Origin of the sequence: Edaphobacillus lindanitolerans, from assembly GCF_900156305.1 — a bacterium.
GTDB lineage: Bacteria > Bacillota > Bacilli > Bacillales_A > Planococcaceae > Bhargavaea > Bhargavaea lindanitolerans.
Genome location: NZ_FTPL01000004.1, coordinates 206,193 through 222,980, shown reverse-complemented (window position 1 = coordinate 222,980; position 16,788 = coordinate 206,193). Strand labels below are relative to the sequence as shown.

Below are 16,788 nucleotides of genomic sequence, written 5' to 3'. Positions count from 1 at the left end.
GCAGAGAATGCGGACTAAGGTGAGATCTCAAATGACGCTTATCCTCTGCCACATTCATGTTGCACAAATGTTTAATCACTTATTCAGAATATCCAACAGCTTTTTATTCTGAGCCGCCGTACCCTTGTACCCCTTGATCCCGTGTTTTTCCGCAAGCTTCTTCCGATGTTCGAAACTCGACGGCTGGCCAATGGCTTTGAGGTAGTCCACAATCGAGTTCGTATTGATTTTCTTCGACGGTGACGCTGATCCAGACTGCAACTTTTTCAAAAGCTGTGTATTCTGCGCCGCGGTACCGGTGTAGTTTTTGATGCCATACTGCGCCGCCAACTTTTTCCGTGCCGAGAATGAACTATCCCGGCCCTGCTTGTTCAGATAGTCCACAATGGATCCTCCGCCGGGGACGAAAGGTTTCGGTTTCGGTGCCGGCTTCGACGCGGACGGTTTTGGTTTCGATGCCTGAACGACACCAGTCTCCAGAGCCCTCGCCGTATCCGGACCAATCAGTCCGTCCACCTGCAGACCTTTGGCCAGTTGGAATGCACATACATTCTTTTCCATGTCGAGACCGAATGCCCCGTCAGCCGCCGTCTTGAACCCTGCTTTGGTCAGTTGCTCTTGTTTCAGCTTGACCTCAGCGCCGGTGTCTCCCGGCCCAAGGTATTGCCGAGCAGGCACGTTAGGGATCGACGGGCGTTTACCGGACCGGAGTGTCGAGAGACTCATGCCACGCTGCATGTCCAGGTGCGGATAGTCAACAAACGATGTCCAGTCACCGCCCCACTGGAACCCCATTGATTTACCAATGGCCGCAACATGCCTCCATTCCTTCGTGACGGTCCAGATGGCCTTTGTGCCGTCTTCAGACACAAGTACATAATCGATAGCCAGTCCAAAGTTGTGGATGGACTGACCGCCTCGGGCGTTGGTGACGATGTTCCCGGGTGCCGTCCGGCCCTGTGCATACAGTTTATCTTGCTCGGCGTACGACCTAAAGCCTGATGTGATCTGGACATTGATGCCTTCATGGTAAGCCCTCTTGATCAGTTCGATCGCCAGTGCCTTCACTTTCGGGTCGATGCCTGAACCCATATTTTTAATGGACCGATCGATTAGAACGAATACGTTTACTCTGCTCATTCTCGCACCCTCCCATCTGGTGTGTCGTTCCCCTTTGAGGTTCCGTCCTGTTTGTCCATCAGCTCGAATAGTCCGGTAGCAGAAAGCCCGGCCAAGCCGCCCGCCCACAGACGCAGGACAAGATCCAGATCCGCCGTGAACGGTGCAGCTGCAGCCCCAACAAAAATGCCCACCGCGAATGCGATGAGCGAGATGAGGTTATTCGGAATGTTGAACGTCTTCTTCACAAGTTGGACAAGTGCCAGGATAATCGGTGCAAGGACTGTCGCAAAAATCAGCACTTCAGTCATTTTTCGTTTCCTCCTCCTTGTTTTTCTTTTTCAGCTTTTGAATCTCTTGGTGCAAGGCTTCCTGTTCCTTCAATAGCTCCACCTTATCCACCCGGTCCAAGATCGGAAGCCTAGCAAGCCGCTGCTCTTTTCCGGTCGGATCCTTGTGGAGCTTTTGGAGCGCGTTGAAAAGCACAGGCGGGATCGGCAGTCCGATCTGTGCACAGTTTTCGAGGATGCTGATCCCCTCATTGACGATAAAAAACGATGTGACGCCGAGCAAAATAAATCCCTTGGGATCCTGGCCGGCAGCCACCAACATATATTCCAAAGCGGCGGCCATCCCGATCATGATCAAGATCGCAAACTTTTTGACGACTCCCGCAAAACCGATCGTGCTGTCCAGTGACTTTGTGACCCATGATCGGAGCAACCCAGTGAGCATGTCCAATATCATAAAAAACACAAGGACGACCACGGCTTCATTGACCACGTCGATCATGTAAATAAAAAAGCTGATGATCAGGGCACCGATGCCCTTAATGCCGGTGACCTCCAATCGGCTCACCTCGGCCACTTCCTTTCTTCATTCACACTCCCCCTTTGACTTTTCTCCAATAAAAAGAGCGCCCGTTTGGACGCTCACATCTCTTATGTTCAACGTAACTTTGGTGTCACCAGGATGGCATCCCGTTCCTTTTCCGTGATGTATCCCTTTGCGAGTGCTGCATTTACGTATTCTTCATCTTTGCCCATGATCCACATGTTGCAGATAAACGGATAAAGTCTGCTCATCGTCTCACCTCCTCTCCTTTACAATCCGAGCAAATAATTTAGCGTATCCTCCGCGACCGCAAGCCGGTCCTCGACGCTCGGTTCGACCTGGCCGGCCGTGCCCTGTTCCCGCTCGGCCACCTCTTCCGGCGACAGGCCCTCCACCCATTCCCCGGCATCGAAGTCCCACCGAGGGACAAAGAGCCGCTTGGTGAAGTTGGGCGGAATATAGTTCTCCGGGATCTCCACGTCCAGCCGGTTCCCGACCGAGTCGTATTCCTGAATGACCACCTCGTTCAGAACAAACCCCTGTTCATCGACGACTGCATAATGAGCCATGTACTGTCTCCTCCTTTACCAGCCCGCATAGAACGGCGGAATGTCCCCTAAACTCATCCAGTTAACCGACGGGCCGATTTGTCGAACGGAACCATTGGCCCATATGTTGACCCGGCCCAGAGTGTCCCTTCCATCGTTTGCAGCGACCATCGCAGCCACATCCGCTTTCGGCCGGTATCCTTCGGGGAGGAGGGCGATTTCTCCAGCTCCGTCCTTAATCATGCCTTCCAGGTGGACATAGCCTGCCGGATCCTTGCGGGCGACCGGGCGCTGATAGGCTCCGCCATAAAAGACCCATCCGTTCCGGAGAGACAGGTTCACCGTGTCTAACGTCTCAAAGTTCTCGCCGATCGGGACTTTGAAAACGACCTTTCCAAAGGAGTTCTTGATATTCCAGTAGGCAGTCGGGCTGGCGATAATTTTCGCCCCAATGTTTCCGTATTTATCAAACTCGATTGAGGACCTTTCCTGGAAGGCAATGGATTTGGCTTCGAATGTATCGGCAAACAAGACCTTTGCTCGATTGAAGCCATTGAGAAAGTCCGCAAGGCTCTCTTCAGGGGAGTACAGGCCCGGCCGCTCGCCCAGCACCATTTGCACGCCGTCAACCGCTACCCAGCTTGCATCCCCGGATGTAGGGACTAAGCGGACGAATTCCGTTCCTGCCGGCGTGGTTGCCGTGACGCTGAAACGCAAAATATCCCGCTCGCTGGAGACACGCGGGAAATCCTTTGTTATCGTGCTGATCGTCGTCCCGTCCCGCTTCATAAAATGAAGCTGCAGTCGCGGGATACCCGCAGCATGGCCAATTGCCTTGCGAACGTGGAAAGATGCCGTGAACTGCATATTCGGGCCGAAGTTGATATCCTGTGACATATAGTTGGCATTATTGACGACGAGCGTCTGGTATCCGAACATGGCGAAGTCTTTGTTCTGGATGAATTCTCTGGTGCTGATAATGCGTGGAGTTCCGGCTCCAACCATCCAACCCTGCCATGAGGCGGCGATGTTCCCGACTGCATTGAACACGAGGCCGGTGACATGGTGTGTCCCATAATCGACGCCCACACTTTCGAAGCTGTCATCTTTGACGAGATTGGTCATCTGCGTGACGACAAACTCCATGCCGGTTTTGCTGTCCAAAAAGATAAAGTCCCCATCTTTTGCGCGAACTACACCGAACGTACCGGTCGCCCCTGAGATGTCCCCCGCGAACTTGGCATTCCCCTTGTCGTCGACAATGACCTTCCCGTTCGCCAAATCCATTGTGACACCAGACATGTGGCCGGCCGTCACTCTCCCCATGTTTGCGGAAATAGCGGCGAGCTCGTCCACAGAGAAAGCTCGTTGATCCATCAGCATAGGCTTCCAAGATCCGTTTTGGAATATGCTGGGGCGGTGACCGTTGGCCGTATCAAACCATAGATCCCTTTCCTCTTTGCCGACCACAGAAGGTTGGGTAGGCTGATAATAATTGGTGTTCTTGCCGTTGGCCGACTCGAGAGCGTTCAATGCGTCCGCCTTCGCCCTCGCCGATTCGAGAACGCCCAGGTCCACTTCCTGCACCATTGGCAACGCGGCAAGAACTGTTTTCGGAGCGTCCGCCGTGTTCGACCAGTTGAGCCAACGCATCTGCATTTGCGTCACGTCAGATTGGAATACGAAGTTGAAATTGTTGTTTTCGCCAAGCAGCTTCATCACACGGGGATCGGTTTCCATTCCCGCCGGCAGTACATAAAAGGTGTGCTTCCGCCATGTTGTTGTCGGCGCATAGGCCGAGGCACCGTAAGCGTTCGTCGTGACAGCCGCCGGAATCCCGGAAGTCTTTGCGACTGGAATCACACCGACGTTGATGTTCGCATCGTTAAAAGCATGGAGTCCTACATATACCAGACCAGTCGTTACGTCTGATTTCAGCCAGATAGAGAACTCGTACATTTTGTTGGAATCAATGGGGAACCGCGACGTGACGTGTTGGACGCTGCCCGAAGACGTACTGGAAAGCATTTTGATTGTGCGTCCATCTACGAACGTATCCGTCACCATGACCGGCGTTGTGCTGGCGTTCCAGTTCGCGTTGTTACCGCTGACGTTAGGGTTATTGACGAGGTTGAGTTTCCCGTCGTCCCCCTTGTCACCTTTTGGCCCGGTCGCCCCGGTGTCTCCTTTCGGCCCGGACGGACCAGCTGCGCCGGTATCGCCTTTCGGCCCGGTTGCCCCTTTATACGAAATGGCATAGCTAAACAATCGCGTGAACGTCCGGCCATCCACAACGATCGTCAGCGTGACGGTACCGCTCGCCGACGTCATGGCAGTCGTGACGTTGAATGTTACGGTCGAGCCGCTGATCGATGCCGTCATACCGGTTGGCATAGTCCCCACGGTGATGCTGGACGGCGTGACCTGGGCCGTGCCCTTGTAGGCGATCACGGAGGTCTGGACACTGGCCGCGACGGCTGCACTGTTGCTCCCCGGGAAGGTGTGGGCCTCATTGGTCAAGAGGACCGTGTATGCGTCCTGCCCCGGCGCGCCCGCGGCTCCTGGATCACCTTTCGGACCGGTCGCCCCTGGTGCCCCCGAAGCCCCATCCTGGACTTTGGCAATAGTGAATGTGTCACTGACAGTCCCATCAGAGGCCCGAACGGCGATTGAGGAGGCTGTCATGCCAGTGCCGGTAATCGTGACCGTATTTCCCGAACGGGTGATGCCCGCCGGCGGAGTCGCACTGAACGCTCCTCCGTTGACGCTGTAGGTCCACGCGCTGATTGCCGTATTGATGGCCGTGCCGGTGACTGTGAGGGACGCTGGAGAGACGGCACCGGCCGCGGACAACTTGAAGATCTGCCCCGAGCCGTCCAGTTTGACCAGTGGCGCGTTGCTCCCCGGTTCCCCTTTGTCGCCTTTATCGCCCTTGTCACCCTTGATTTTTGTCCAGTTGTACATGGCCGGATTGGTGCTGTCGGCTTGGACAAAATCCGTATACGTTCCGATGTACAGCTTGTCCGTCGAATCCGTTGTGCTGAATCCACTTGTGCCTGTCGAGTTGTTGGCCCAGGCCGTGTGGAAATACGGTGTGCGACCGTCATCACCTTTAGGTCCCGGAACCCCCTGGGAGCCATCCGCCCCTTTTATGAGCGACCATTGATACTCTTTCGGATCCGTGCTATCCGACGGGGTATGGTCAACATACATCCCGATGTACGCCTTGCCTGCAGGATCCTGTGAAAATCCGCCGCCGGCGGCAGTATCTGCATAAGCGATATGAGTGTATGAGGATAGCCCGTCTGTTCCTTTAGGGCCTTGAATGCCTTGATCCCCTTTAGGTCCTTGAAGTCCCTGGAGACCGGCCGGACCAGGTTCACCCGGCTCGCCCTTTTCACCTTTCGGACCCTGCGGTCCTTGCTCCCCAGCCGTCCCGTCGTAAACATTGGTCACCGTCTCCTGGGAGATCACGTCCACCTTGTCGGAGAGGACATGGACAATAAACGTCGCTTTCTCCGCAATTTCAGCAGCGGTCACGGTGATGGTCTTTCCGGTCCGGCTCCATCCGGAAACAACCCGACCATCCTTGTCATACTTGGCCCACTCATAGCGGTGGATTGTTCCGTCCGCGTCGAGCTCTTGACCGTTGAGCATGAGGATGGCCGTCAGTTCCGTCTGCCCCTGCCCATTCTTAAAGACCGTGCCTGCACTCGACACAATCGACGGGAGGACCAGCTGGGCAAGCCGGTCTTTCCACAACTTCTGCAGTTCTTTGAACCTCGCTCGAAGATCCTCTTCGCGGTACTCGATGTAGTCTCCGAGAGAGTAATCTTTTTTGGATTCATCCAGGAGACTCCTTTTGACCCGGCGGGCGCGTGCTTCCATATAGAGAGGGGGCTGATAGTGGGTGTCCTTGATCCGTACTGTGTCGGCGATAACAACTTTTTCATGAGCACTATTAAGCACTGCCTGTGTCGTTTCGTATTGCACGATGCTGTTGATCCGTTTGTTGAGCTCGGTCCTTCCCAGCGTCCGCAGACGGGCCTCGGTCATGTCCTGGTCCTCTGTCTCCGGCTCGTAAATCCCCCACAGGTGCTTTCCGTCACGCCCCCATCTTTGAAGGGCGTCCTCGTCTACGACTTCGATCACAAGCCGGGTGCCGTCCTCCCGTTCGGGACCGTAGCACTTGAGGGCCGTGACAATTTCCGAGCTGTCCTCGATCCGTCGAATCTCCAGAAGGTCCTTACCAAACGTGACTTCTTTGCCTACGTATTTTCCGCGTCGCTGATAGAAGTCCACATAACGGCCAGTGATGACATTCCCGTCGGTTTCAATGCGGAATTGCATCTCGACTCCGTAAAGGGTGCAGAGGCGTTTCAAGGCTGTGAAAGCTCCCATCGGCTCGTCAAACGCAACTTTTTTGGAGCCAGCCCATTCGACCATGCCCAGCTGCCACTCCGTACCGAGGAGGAAACGTCCCGCAATGCTCTCAAGTGTCTGGGCATCGAGGGTAAACGGGTCTATGATTTTGCTCTTCTCCAGGTCCAGATAAGAGGCTGAGGCCTGCCCAAAGACCCGGGAACCCGTCTTCTGAACAAAATCGAGGATAAACTCCCGATAGACATCATCTTCCCCTGGAATCACAACACGGTTCCGCTCGGCGATATACTGAGCTTTTTCGTTGATCTTGGCCTCAAAGTCCAGTAGCTCCACCAGATCCAGCGTCTCCTCATGATTGGCCTCGACGAGCTCTGCCCGGAGGGTGGCTATGATTTGATCTGTTTGCTTGTCGAGTAGATGAATCATACGTATCGTTCCCTCCATTGGATGTTGCCCGTAAAGCTACCGGGCGGGTTAAAGGTGAGGATGTTTTCTCCACGTTTCAGCGGAAAATAGTTGGCCCCAAAATCTTTGAGGTCGGTTCGGATCTCGCCATTTACAAGGATGACCTCTCGCTCATGGTCAATCGTCACCTCGTCTCCTGCATCCACAATGTACGGAATGCCGGTGTCCTGCAGATTGTATTTGACGACGACCGCAGAACGGATGCGGGCTCGCCACGGGATCAGATCCGTGCGATAGGTGCCCGTGTGCAGGGCGACCGCAGCGAGCGGCGTCTGAAACTCATTGTGCAGATCCGTATAGGTAAATGATTCTTTATGCCACACCTCATACACGCCATTCACTCGGCGGTCCAGGCCAAACTCCGCGAAAAACTTATTGCCTTCTTTTCGCATGTTGAGATAGCCATAAAAACCGTCTCGGAAGGGCAGGAGCTTGTTACAGAAAAACACCCGGCGCTGGCCGTTGCGGAGGTTGGCCTCCACTTTGGCGCGCCCGGTGTTGTCGTTGCAGGCAACGGAGATCTTGCCAATGATTTCATTGGACGTGGACAGGAGATACATTTCCGCCCGACCCCGTTGTGCCGCCTTGTTGGTGCGGACATTGAAGTAGCAGCGGACAAACCAGTCATCACAGGTTTCTGATAGCGCCTGCTGGATGACCGGCCCGTGCCAGGCAAGGCCGTTTCCGTAGTCCTTCGCCTCAAACTCTTCACCGTCCACAACTTGCATGCTGCCATTCCTCGCTCCGCCGTCCGGCTGGATGATAGAGGCACCCCACCCGACAAGGGAACGGGCTTCATCCCAAATCAGCCGCTTCTGGCGTTGGTATGGCGTATCCTCGACCGACAGCGGCCGGCCGATCGCCATGTAGTCGTCTTCGCTCGCAATCTCGATCATGGTGGAGGGTTCGGTCACATTAAACGAAAAGACCGGCAGAGCTTCGGCCGTCCCCTTGTTTTGGACGACCGTGCCCTCCGAATTGATTGGCATGCTGTATTCGGTTCCGTATTTGAGCGGATCCGCTCGGTAAAGCGTAAATTCACCCGTTACGTCATTAGAGACTTCATCCGGGATTTCCAGACTTTCCAGGGTCCCGTAGTATACCGAATCCTCATCCGTAAACATGACGGGCCTGTCTATTCCGGTCAACATTCCGCGCAATCTATCAAGTCGCCTCTGCAGTCCCCGGGATGTCTGGTCTTTGACCTTAAAAAAGATCTTCAACTCTCCCGCATCTTGCACGGATTCCGCCAGCTGTGTGCCTGCCCGGCCCGGAATCTCCACCGGTGATAGTCGGGCGTGGTAGTTTGACCGGCCCAAAACCTTAGTAGTCCGGAACTCTCCTGTGCTGTCGGTCAGAACTTCGTCAAGATTTACCCCATCGAAGACGGTCTGTATAGTCGCCGTCTTCGTTTGGGGTGCATCTGTTGCTTTTACAAATTCATACATTACGTCCGGAATGCCCCCTCTCGTTTCAACTGTCGTTCTGCAGTCGCATAGATGTCGCTGGAATAAGCAACATAATCACTGTTGCCCAACCGGAGCTGGATGATTGCAGGCTGTTTGGAGACACTGATTTCGCTGTCCAGCCGGCTAGTCATCTGCCCCTGCGCCTGCCGGTGCACCGACTTCAACTGCGAAGCATAGTCCGCATCTGAGAAAGCAAGATCCGGCGAGAATGCAGATGTCATGTCCTGAGACATGGCCGCGACTGCCTGGACGGCCCTGTCGGCTTCTGAGTCTACGCCGATCCCTAAACCTTCAGAGACCCACATCCCGAATCGCCGGAAGACCTTAGACGGGGAGTTGATCTTGAGAAGGCTCTTGGCCTTGTTGATGACTCCATCCACCACTCCGGTGATTGCACCGATGGCCGCGGTCCCCATATTCTTGATCCCTTTAATAAGACCCGAGATCAGGTCCTTCCCCGCTTGAAGCATGGAAGATGCTTTATTCACAACCGCCTTGACCATATCGGACAAGATCGTCCGGATTCGCGACAAGGCCTCCGTCATTTTCGACCGAATCGTGCTGACCACGGAAGAGAACTTCGACCGGACGGCATTCAGGATATTCCCGAGCGAAGACGTGAAGAAGTTTTTGATTGCATTCAGGATGGTGCTAATGAGCGATCTGATCGTGGACATGCTCGTATTCGCAACAGAGCGCATGTTGTTGAACGATTTGGAGAAGAAATTCTTGATAGCATTCAGCGCTGTTGTGAAGATGCTTCTGACCGCAGACCAGAGGGACGAAATGCTGCCCCTGAACAGTCCGACAAACGACCGTGCGACCCCCATAATTTTTCCGATGAAATGCAGCTGGACCAGATTCCAGACCAGGTTGAGCGCACCGGAGAAGATCTGTTTGATCCCTTCCCACATTTTCGACCAGTTGCCAGTGAACAGACCGGCGAACACCTTCACAACGCCCATAATGATGTCGAGCGCTCCCTGGATCACACCTTTGATGTTCTCCCACACTTGCATGACCAGGGCCTGCACTACAGGCCAAACCGCTTGGAATACTGCCGCAATAACGCCCATCACCGTGGTGATGACAGTAGAAATCACGTTCCAGACGTTCTGCGTCGCCTGGAGGATCATGTCTCCGTTCTCCTGCCAGAAGGCTGTCAGCTGGCCCCACAGCCCCATGACGAACGTGACCACCGCCGAGACGACCTGTGTGATGATATTCTGGATGAACGCCCAAACCGTCTGCACGATATTTCGGAACGTCTCATTTTCCTGGTATAGCTTGATGAACACCGGAATGAGCGTGAGTAAAAGCGCAATGATGGCACCGACCGGACCGAACATAAGACTGATCGCTCTGGTTATTCCCTTAAACCCGGCACTCAGGAGCGTCGAGTTTTTGATGACCGGCGCAAACTTGGTAGCCAGCACGCCGAAGTTTCCGATCAGGGACCCCGCCATCACAATGAGCACGCCGATGATGGTCACAATCGGACCAATTGCCGCGAGGAACGCCGCAAAGGCGACCGCCGCCACCTTGACTCCTGGAGACAGCTGAGTCAGCCATTCCAGAAACTTGAGGATTCCGTCAGATGCTTTCTGAAGGTAAGGCAGCAGAATTTTATAGATCTGTATCCCGAGCTCTTCCAAAGCGGACGTGATGTTCCGCCATGTCCCGCCGAGAGTGGCCTCCATAGCAACGGCCATTCTTTCCGTTGCCCCTTCAGAATTGCGGATTGCTTCGGTGAGCTTGTCGTAATCGGACTCTGAGGCGTTGATGACTGAAAGGGCTCCGGCCATTGCTTCTTTCCCGAAGATAGTCGCGGCGTACTGTGCCTGCTGGGCTTCATCCAGTTTCCCGAATTTCTCCCGGAGCTCATCCATGACCTGGCTAAATGGCTTCAATTCACCTTTGGAGTCGGTGATACTGATGCCAAGCTTGTCCATGGACTTTTTCATTTCCTTAGTCGGTTTGACCAGGTTTGTCATCATCGTCCGGAGAGCGGTACCCGCCTGAGACCCTTTTATACCGGCGTTTGCCATCAGACCGAGCGCAATGGCTGTGTCCTCCGCCGTGTAGCCCATCGCCCCAGCAACCGGAGCCACATACTTAAACGATTCCCCGAGAAGGGAAACGTTCGTGTTTGCGTTGGAGCTGGCAGCGGCAAGAACATCGGCAAACTTGCCTGCATCTTGCGCCTGCAGTCCAAAGCCGGTCAGAGCGTCCGTCACGATGTCGGATGTGACGCCGAGGTCCTCTCCTGCAGCCGTCGCGAGGTTCAGAATCGGCGGCAGGCCAGCGATCATCTGATCCGTTTTCCAGCCCGCCATTGCCATGTACAAAAGCCCGTCCGCGGCCTCTGAGGCCGAGTAACGGGTGGTTGCGCCCATCTCTCGGGCGATACTCTCTAATCGTTCAAAATCCTTTCCGGTAGCACCAGAAACAGCGGCAACTTGAGCCATCGAGTCGTCAAAACTCATGCCGGTTTTAATGGCAGCAGCGGCCAGTCCGACCAGTGGAACGGTTAGCCCGGCAGTGAGACCGGCGCCCACCCTCATGACGCTCTTTCCGGAGTCCTTGATGTTGTTTCCGGCCGCTTGGAAGTCTCTGCCGACCTTTTCAATACTGTCGGTAGAGATTCCGTCAGCGGTTCGCTGAAAAGTTTTTGCGGCTTCGGCGGCGGCTCGGAATCCCTCTTCAAACCCTTTAGTGTTAGCTTTCAGAATGGCCTCCACTGCATAGGATTCCATCGTTCAGCCTCCTTTCACCCGTTCGCGACCGCGGCAATGTCTGCGAGTCTGGATTTCCGAGGATCGGACTTCGGTCCGTATAGCCCTTCGAGCTCTTTTTCACGATCGAAAAAGTCCCGGAAAGTTTTATAGACCGGCACCTGTTTCTTGCCCTGCTCTCTGGTTGCCGTGACCATATGGCCGAGCCAGGCCTGCAGGTGCATGTCCTCTTTCTGGTCCAGTCTCTTGAGCGTCTCGGCGTGCATGCGGAGGAGGTATTCTCGCATCGTCAAAAGTTCCACTTCTCTCTCACTTGTGGCTCCGAGATAACGGAAACAGTTGAGCACTATCCGGTCATATGTCAGGCGTTCCCCTGTTCCGCCACTTCCTTCTCCGTCTTTTGCAGTTGGGAGAATTCCTTCTTCAACAGCGGTTGCTTTCCCATTTCTTCGAGTAGCTCCTCAAACAGCTCGCCCAGATTGTCCGTTTCGTTTTCAGCGTCCTCTTCTGCGATGCGCTCGATCTCTCGTTCAACCTGGAACGGCTTGATCTCTTTGTGATGTTTCAAAGCCGCGCAGAGAGTATTATGCAAAGCCGGAAGATTGCCGGTCTTAAGGTAAGGCAGCGCAAACTTCATGCCCATCGAGAACTCAACCTGGCCATTCACCTTCATTTTGTAGTGCTCATCCATTTCTTTGAGAAAGAGCATGCCAAACCGCAGCTCGTAGTCTTTGCCGTTGATCGCGAAATTCATATTGTTTTCCTCCTTATTGGTTCAGTCCAAATAAAAAAGAGGGGTTTCCCCCTCCAAACATCAGGCTTCTGTTGGAATTGCGCCTGCATCCCGGAACGCATACTCGACTGCAGTCTCCTGGTCGGCCGAGAGAGGCGTGTAGCCCCATTTCGGCTTTCCTTCTACTAGCAGGGTCCCGGTGACCGTCGCTTCCTCTTCTGCGCCTGCAGGCCATTCCCATGCGGTCAGTTGCCCCCGGGCATAAGCTGCCGGATAGCCTGCTTCTGTTTTGAGATCCTCGTCCACTGTGACCTCCCAGACTTCGAGAGTCAGTCCCTCAAGGACCGCGACGGTCAGCAACCCGAACAGTGGATCCCCTTTCTTCTGGATCGCCTCGATCGACACTTCCGTTTCTGTCCCGTTGTCCCGGATCACGTTTCCATCTTTCGTTTTAATCGTCTCTTTATCCGGCGAGAAAGAGAAAGTGTGCGAGGTTTGGAACGCGAGCTTGGATGCCGCCTCCGTGTCGCCCAGAACGCGGAATAGAAGGATCTTGTCCTTGCCCCAAATCACACCGTCAAGCGCCTTGCTCTCAAGCAGGGGTGCGTAGTCGTCCCGATATTTCGTAATAGGGTTTGTCATGCTTGTGCCTCCTTCTTAGAATCTAAAAACGGCCTCGATGATCCCATGCAGCAGTGGGGCTCCTGTCGAGTTGTCGGGGATCACCTGGCCGTGAACAGCTTTTGTCTTGAAGGGTTGCCCCTCCGTCTTGCCTAAAACCCACAGACGCTTCCTGAGCTCATGGACCATGCCTGTCAGCTCGCCGCGTCCGCGGTAGTTATGATAAATATGAACGGTTTGCCGGACCTCTCCGAGGACGACACTCTTGTAGATCAGGTCGTCATCGAGCTGCTCGCCAATGAACACAAAAGGATAGGCTTCATCTTCGGCGGGCAGAAAATCGAATGTCCGGTAACCCGCATTCTGGGAGGCTTTGAAAACTGCATCATAGATGATCTGCTGAGGAGATTTCTCCATCACTTCACCAACTTGTCCATGTCGTCTTTGAAGTCCCAGGCTGTGTTATAAAAAGCTGGCCGGAGAAACGGTTGAGCGGCCATGAATCGCGTGCCGTACTCCACATAGGGCCCGTAATGCACACCAACTTTCGTTGTCGCAGTCAGCCCTCCGTCAGAATATCCCGTCCGGATGGAGCGTCGGAGCTCGCCCGTGTCCACCGGCGCATTCCTTTGGGCCAGGCCGTTCATCCGGGTTGCGTGCTTTTGTACAACCTTCGCGGCATCTTGCCGGATGGAACTGCCGGACGCCAGCTTCTTATTGAGTCTTTCCATGCCGTTCAGCTTCACGTCTTCGGCACCTCCTCCAGGTAAAAAGCATTCACCGAGCGCAACGGTGTTCGCCGGGAAAGCGCATAGCGTCTGCCCTCGATCTCGGCATAATCGAAGCGCCGGGAGTACGGCTGGCGGAGTCGGACGATGGCCGTCGCGCGGTCAATCTGCCCGAAGAGTTCCTTCTGCCGGTCAATGCCGACATAGGAGAGATTGCAGGGCAGCGTCTCGCGCCGGATCTCTGGAGGCTCGTGCCGGCCGGTGTCCGGGTTGTACCCGCCGCCCGTCTCCTGGATAAAGGTCACGCGGTCGGCAAATCTCATAGGAAAATCGCCTTCCCGCGCCCCGGCTGGGTCTGATCTTTCGGCCGGTACCGGTTGATAAGGTGGTCGTAAGGTTTGAACTCCTCAGCGAGATCGTAGAAGTTGACCGAGTGCCCCTCGACCGATTCACCCCTCATCCCTTCCGAGCCGATCCGGTTGTACCGGCGGACGGACAGCTCCACCAGGATAAACTCCAGAGCCGAGGGAATCTCGTCGCGCTCCAGTTCGATCTGCAGATGCTCTCTCCGGATCTGGATGATCTCTTGCAGAGCTTCGTCCTGGAGGGCGTCAGACAAACCGATGAGACGTTTCACCCGGCCGAGAATCCGCTTCTCAAGATCCTCCATGTTCTCGCCTCATTTCTGCAGTTCTGCTTCTGCTTTAGCTGCGGCCGTCTTGCCCTGCACTGTCTCGCCGTTGGAGAGCTCGTACCAGCCGCCCCCGTTGTGTTTCGGGTATTCGGCCGTAACGCTCTCAGGAGGCTCGTCATCGACAGCCACGATCAGCACTTCATTGCGCTTGTTTTCCGTACTGGACAGTTCAGCCACACGTTCCTCGCTGACTTTCGCCCCTTTTCTTGGGTACGGATCATCAGCCCGGTATACGTGGCCGCCGTCTTGAAAATCGGTGAAATCAACGATTACTTTGTATTCAGCCATTCTGTCTCCTCCTCCTTATGCGCCGGCGGGCGCTTCTGGTGTTTCGGCAGCAGGCTCAAGTTTCGCGAAAGCCTCGTCCTTGAGGACCATGAAGCCGACGTCCATCGTCGCGCGCATGGCGACCATCTCGCGCTCGAACAGGTTGATCGGATCGCCGTTTTCGTCGGTGATCGTGGAAATCTGGCCCGTGTCGGTGATCTTAAAGTTCAGATTGAACGGGATCCCGTAACGCAGATAGTTGAAATCGCCGGCGTACAGCGTCCCCTTCGCCATTTCTTTGGAATCAAGCTCTGCAATCGGCAGGCCGTCCAGTGTGTTGGCGTTGCGGTTGTACAGGCGTGTCGGATCTACGATTGTGCCATCTTCCTGCTTGAACCCGTCCACAACATTGCGGAGAAGCGACTTGTTCTGCTTCTTCGAGATAAAGGCGTTCACGTCGAACCCTTCATCGTTCACTGCATCCGTGAGGGCAAAGTAGTTCTCTCCGTTGATTGGTCCTGAGATGACATGGTTGTCTACATTGCGGACCGCCTGGTCAAGAGACTGTAGGAACGGATTGTCCACGTTGAGGATTGCGGCCTCATCGAACTTGGTATAGAGAGCTTTTGCGATATGAGGGCGCATCTGTGTGAAGAACTGACGGACCGTGTACTGGAGCGCTTCACGGGTAGCCAGGACGATGACGCCGAGCTTGTGCGCCTCCATAACCGCTTTTACGACAGTGGGTTTCGATGTTTGGATCTTCTTACCTTCTCCCACCCAGTAAGCGCCGAGCGGTCCGGTCAGATAGGTGAATTCTTTCTTTTGCTGAGTCATTTCTTCATACTGGGCCAACTGCATCGTGACCGAGTTTGCCATGACGTCCTCGACAATCACATCGGAGAACTGAGTTGGAATCTCACCCTCCATGAAGTTAGACATGACCACATTGTCCGGATTGAATTTCGCCGAATCTGTTTCGGCAAAGTGTTGAATGTTAAGGCGAAGTGGTGCCTTCATCTTTTGGTAGGTTTTCAAATTGATCTCTCCATTCATTTAATGAGTCGGTGTTTCGCGGCCTTTTCGGCCATGCCTGTGCGAGTGTAGGTCTGAGAGCGGGCATTCCCAGCACCCGGCGTTTCCTGCCGCAATTCTTCCTTCACTCGCTCGTTGACAGCTGCATCAAAATCCGCCTTGATGCCGGTGATCGCCTCTTTGATCGCCTCATTCTCGCCTAGACGGAGGAGCGCGGAAGCGAAAGAAAGAGGAAGTGCCTGTTCTTTTAGATCGGATTCAATCTCGGACAGCAGCTGCTTCTCATTCAAGGCACGCTCCCGGTCCTCAATCTCTTTCAGGCGCTTCTGAAACTCGGCATCCTTCCGCTCTTTTTCGGACATCTTGGCGTACTCTTCGGCGTCTTTCTTTGCGTCTGCGATCGCCTGTTGCTTTTCTTCTTCGAAGCGTTTCTGCGCTTTGTCCAGGGCACTCTGAACAGCCTTAGAAATCTGGCGGTCGATCTCCGCTTGGTTCGGGGCCGGAGGATCTGCGGGAGGTTCGTTCTGTCCGCCTTTTGGATCTGCTGGAGGATCAGCCGGATCGGTATTGCCAAAGTGTTGGATATTCAGGCGCAGGGGCCATTTCTTTTCTGGTTTCATCGGTTCATGTCTCCTTATCCCGCGCACGCCGGTTGGTCCCGTTTCCGCCCATGACAAAAGGCAGCCCCAGACACGCCCGAAAGCCCGTCCAGTTCTGCCCTGTTATGTTTGTATTCCGTTTCCTGCCCGTGCCCGCGCACGATTGATTTAGTAGGTCATCAGCAGTTTTACGCCTTGCCGGGCGCATGCCGCATCACCGGGCGGCCGATCCGGAGATAGATGGATCACTTCCTTTCCCCGCATATCGCGGCAAAACAGCAAACACGGTCCATCACCCCCTCAAAGTAATTTACGCGGCCCGAATGCCGGTCGCCGATCAAGTACCTGGTGCGGACGGCGGTTGTCCATGCAGACCGTCCAGGTCGCGCGGAGTGCCCGTTCTCGATCGATTAATTCCTGGACCTCGGACATTGCTTCTGTAAACCTCAGCAGTCGGTCCCGGAACCTTTCCGATACAAACTCCCACAGCCTCCGCATTGCTTCTTCAAACTTTTTTGCCTCCTCAGCATACTCGCCGGTCTCTCTCGACTCCATCTC

The 16,788-nt window shown here is 54.7% G+C and carries 19 protein-coding genes; all 19 read right to left on the bottom strand.

Features of this window, described 5'->3' with window-relative positions:
* Positions 1–75 precede the first annotated feature (75 nt).
* Positions 76–1,140: a D-alanyl-D-alanine carboxypeptidase family protein gene (locus tag B0B07_RS15310; protein WP_076759661.1), complete on the bottom strand. Its 1,065-nt coding sequence runs from the start codon at positions 1,138–1,140 to the stop codon at positions 76–78.
* Positions 1,137–1,430, bottom strand: coding sequence for a holin (locus tag B0B07_RS13395; protein ID WP_076759659.1), 294 nt, complete (start codon positions 1,428–1,430; stop codon positions 1,137–1,139). The genes B0B07_RS15310 and B0B07_RS13395 overlap by 4 nt, the downstream gene beginning before the upstream one ends.
* Positions 1,423–1,977: a phage holin family protein gene (locus tag B0B07_RS13390; protein WP_076759658.1), complete on the bottom strand. Its 555-nt coding sequence runs from the start codon at positions 1,975–1,977 to the stop codon at positions 1,423–1,425. The genes B0B07_RS13395 and B0B07_RS13390 overlap by 8 nt, the downstream gene beginning before the upstream one ends.
* A gap of 89 nt (positions 1,978–2,066) precedes the next feature.
* A complete protein-coding gene (locus B0B07_RS15305) occupies positions 2,067–2,204 on the bottom strand; it encodes a hypothetical protein (protein ID WP_159438450.1) in 138 nt (45 codons plus the stop codon).
* Positions 2,205–2,222: 18 nt separating this feature from the next.
* Complete coding sequence (locus B0B07_RS13385; protein ID WP_076759656.1) at positions 2,223–2,522, bottom strand: hypothetical protein; 300 nt, start codon at positions 2,520–2,522, stop codon at positions 2,223–2,225.
* A 15-nt stretch (positions 2,523–2,537) separates the two neighbouring features.
* Positions 2,538–7,310: a phage tail spike protein gene (locus B0B07_RS15360; protein WP_076759655.1), complete on the bottom strand. Its 4,773-nt coding sequence runs from the start codon at positions 7,308–7,310 to the stop codon at positions 2,538–2,540.
* Positions 7,307–8,797 carry a distal tail protein Dit gene (locus B0B07_RS13375; RefSeq protein WP_076759653.1) on the bottom strand — a complete coding sequence of 497 codons (1,491 nt, stop codon included), beginning with the start codon at positions 8,795–8,797 and terminating at the stop codon, positions 7,307–7,309. The genes B0B07_RS15360 and B0B07_RS13375 overlap by 4 nt, the downstream gene beginning before the upstream one ends.
* Positions 8,797–11,382, bottom strand: coding sequence for a phage tail tape measure protein (locus B0B07_RS13370; RefSeq protein WP_407643881.1), 2,586 nt, complete (start codon positions 11,380–11,382; stop codon positions 8,797–8,799). Before B0B07_RS13370 ends, B0B07_RS13375 begins: the two co-directional genes overlap by 1 nt.
* A gap of 206 nt (positions 11,383–11,588) precedes the next feature.
* A complete protein-coding gene (locus tag B0B07_RS13365) occupies positions 11,589–11,846 on the bottom strand; it encodes a hypothetical protein (RefSeq protein ID WP_076759650.1) in 258 nt (85 codons plus the stop codon).
* A 68-nt stretch (positions 11,847–11,914) separates the two neighbouring features.
* Entirely contained in the window at positions 11,915–12,307 is a 393-nt protein-coding gene (locus tag B0B07_RS13360; protein WP_076759648.1) for a tail assembly chaperone, read from the bottom strand.
* A gap of 60 nt (positions 12,308–12,367) precedes the next feature.
* Positions 12,368–12,928, bottom strand: a complete 561-nt coding sequence (locus B0B07_RS13355; protein ID WP_084186700.1) for a phage major tail protein, TP901-1 family — start codon at positions 12,926–12,928, stop codon at positions 12,368–12,370.
* 15 nt (positions 12,929–12,943) lie between these two features.
* A complete protein-coding gene (locus tag B0B07_RS13350; RefSeq protein WP_076759647.1) occupies positions 12,944–13,324 on the bottom strand; it encodes a hypothetical protein in 381 nt (126 codons plus the stop codon).
* On the bottom strand, positions 13,324–13,653 hold the full coding sequence (locus B0B07_RS13345) for an HK97-gp10 family putative phage morphogenesis protein (RefSeq protein ID WP_200805822.1): 330 nt from the start codon (positions 13,651–13,653) through the stop codon (positions 13,324–13,326). The genes B0B07_RS13350 and B0B07_RS13345 overlap by 1 nt, the downstream gene beginning before the upstream one ends.
* On the bottom strand, positions 13,650–13,958 hold the full coding sequence (locus tag B0B07_RS13340) for a hypothetical protein (RefSeq protein ID WP_076759646.1): 309 nt from the start codon (positions 13,956–13,958) through the stop codon (positions 13,650–13,652). The genes B0B07_RS13345 and B0B07_RS13340 overlap by 4 nt, the downstream gene beginning before the upstream one ends.
* Positions 13,955–14,305: a phage head-tail connector protein gene (locus B0B07_RS13335; protein ID WP_076759644.1), complete on the bottom strand. Its 351-nt coding sequence runs from the start codon at positions 14,303–14,305 to the stop codon at positions 13,955–13,957. The genes B0B07_RS13340 and B0B07_RS13335 overlap by 4 nt, the downstream gene beginning before the upstream one ends.
* A 9-nt stretch (positions 14,306–14,314) precedes the next feature.
* Complete coding sequence (locus B0B07_RS15355; protein ID WP_076759642.1) at positions 14,315–14,617, bottom strand: hypothetical protein; 303 nt, start codon at positions 14,615–14,617, stop codon at positions 14,315–14,317.
* A 15-nt stretch (positions 14,618–14,632) separates the two neighbouring features.
* Positions 14,633–15,634 (bottom strand): phage major capsid protein, encoded by a 1,002-nt coding sequence (locus B0B07_RS13325; RefSeq protein ID WP_407643878.1) that lies wholly within the window; start codon positions 15,632–15,634, stop codon positions 14,633–14,635.
* A 14-nt stretch (positions 15,635–15,648) separates the two neighbouring features.
* Positions 15,649–16,251 (bottom strand): DUF4355 domain-containing protein, encoded by a 603-nt coding sequence (locus B0B07_RS13320; RefSeq protein ID WP_076759641.1) that lies wholly within the window; start codon positions 16,249–16,251, stop codon positions 15,649–15,651.
* Positions 16,252–16,530: 279 nt separating this feature from the next.
* Positions 16,531–16,785, bottom strand: a complete 255-nt coding sequence (locus B0B07_RS13315; protein WP_076759639.1) for a hypothetical protein — start codon at positions 16,783–16,785, stop codon at positions 16,531–16,533.
* Positions 16,786–16,788 lie beyond the last annotated feature (3 nt).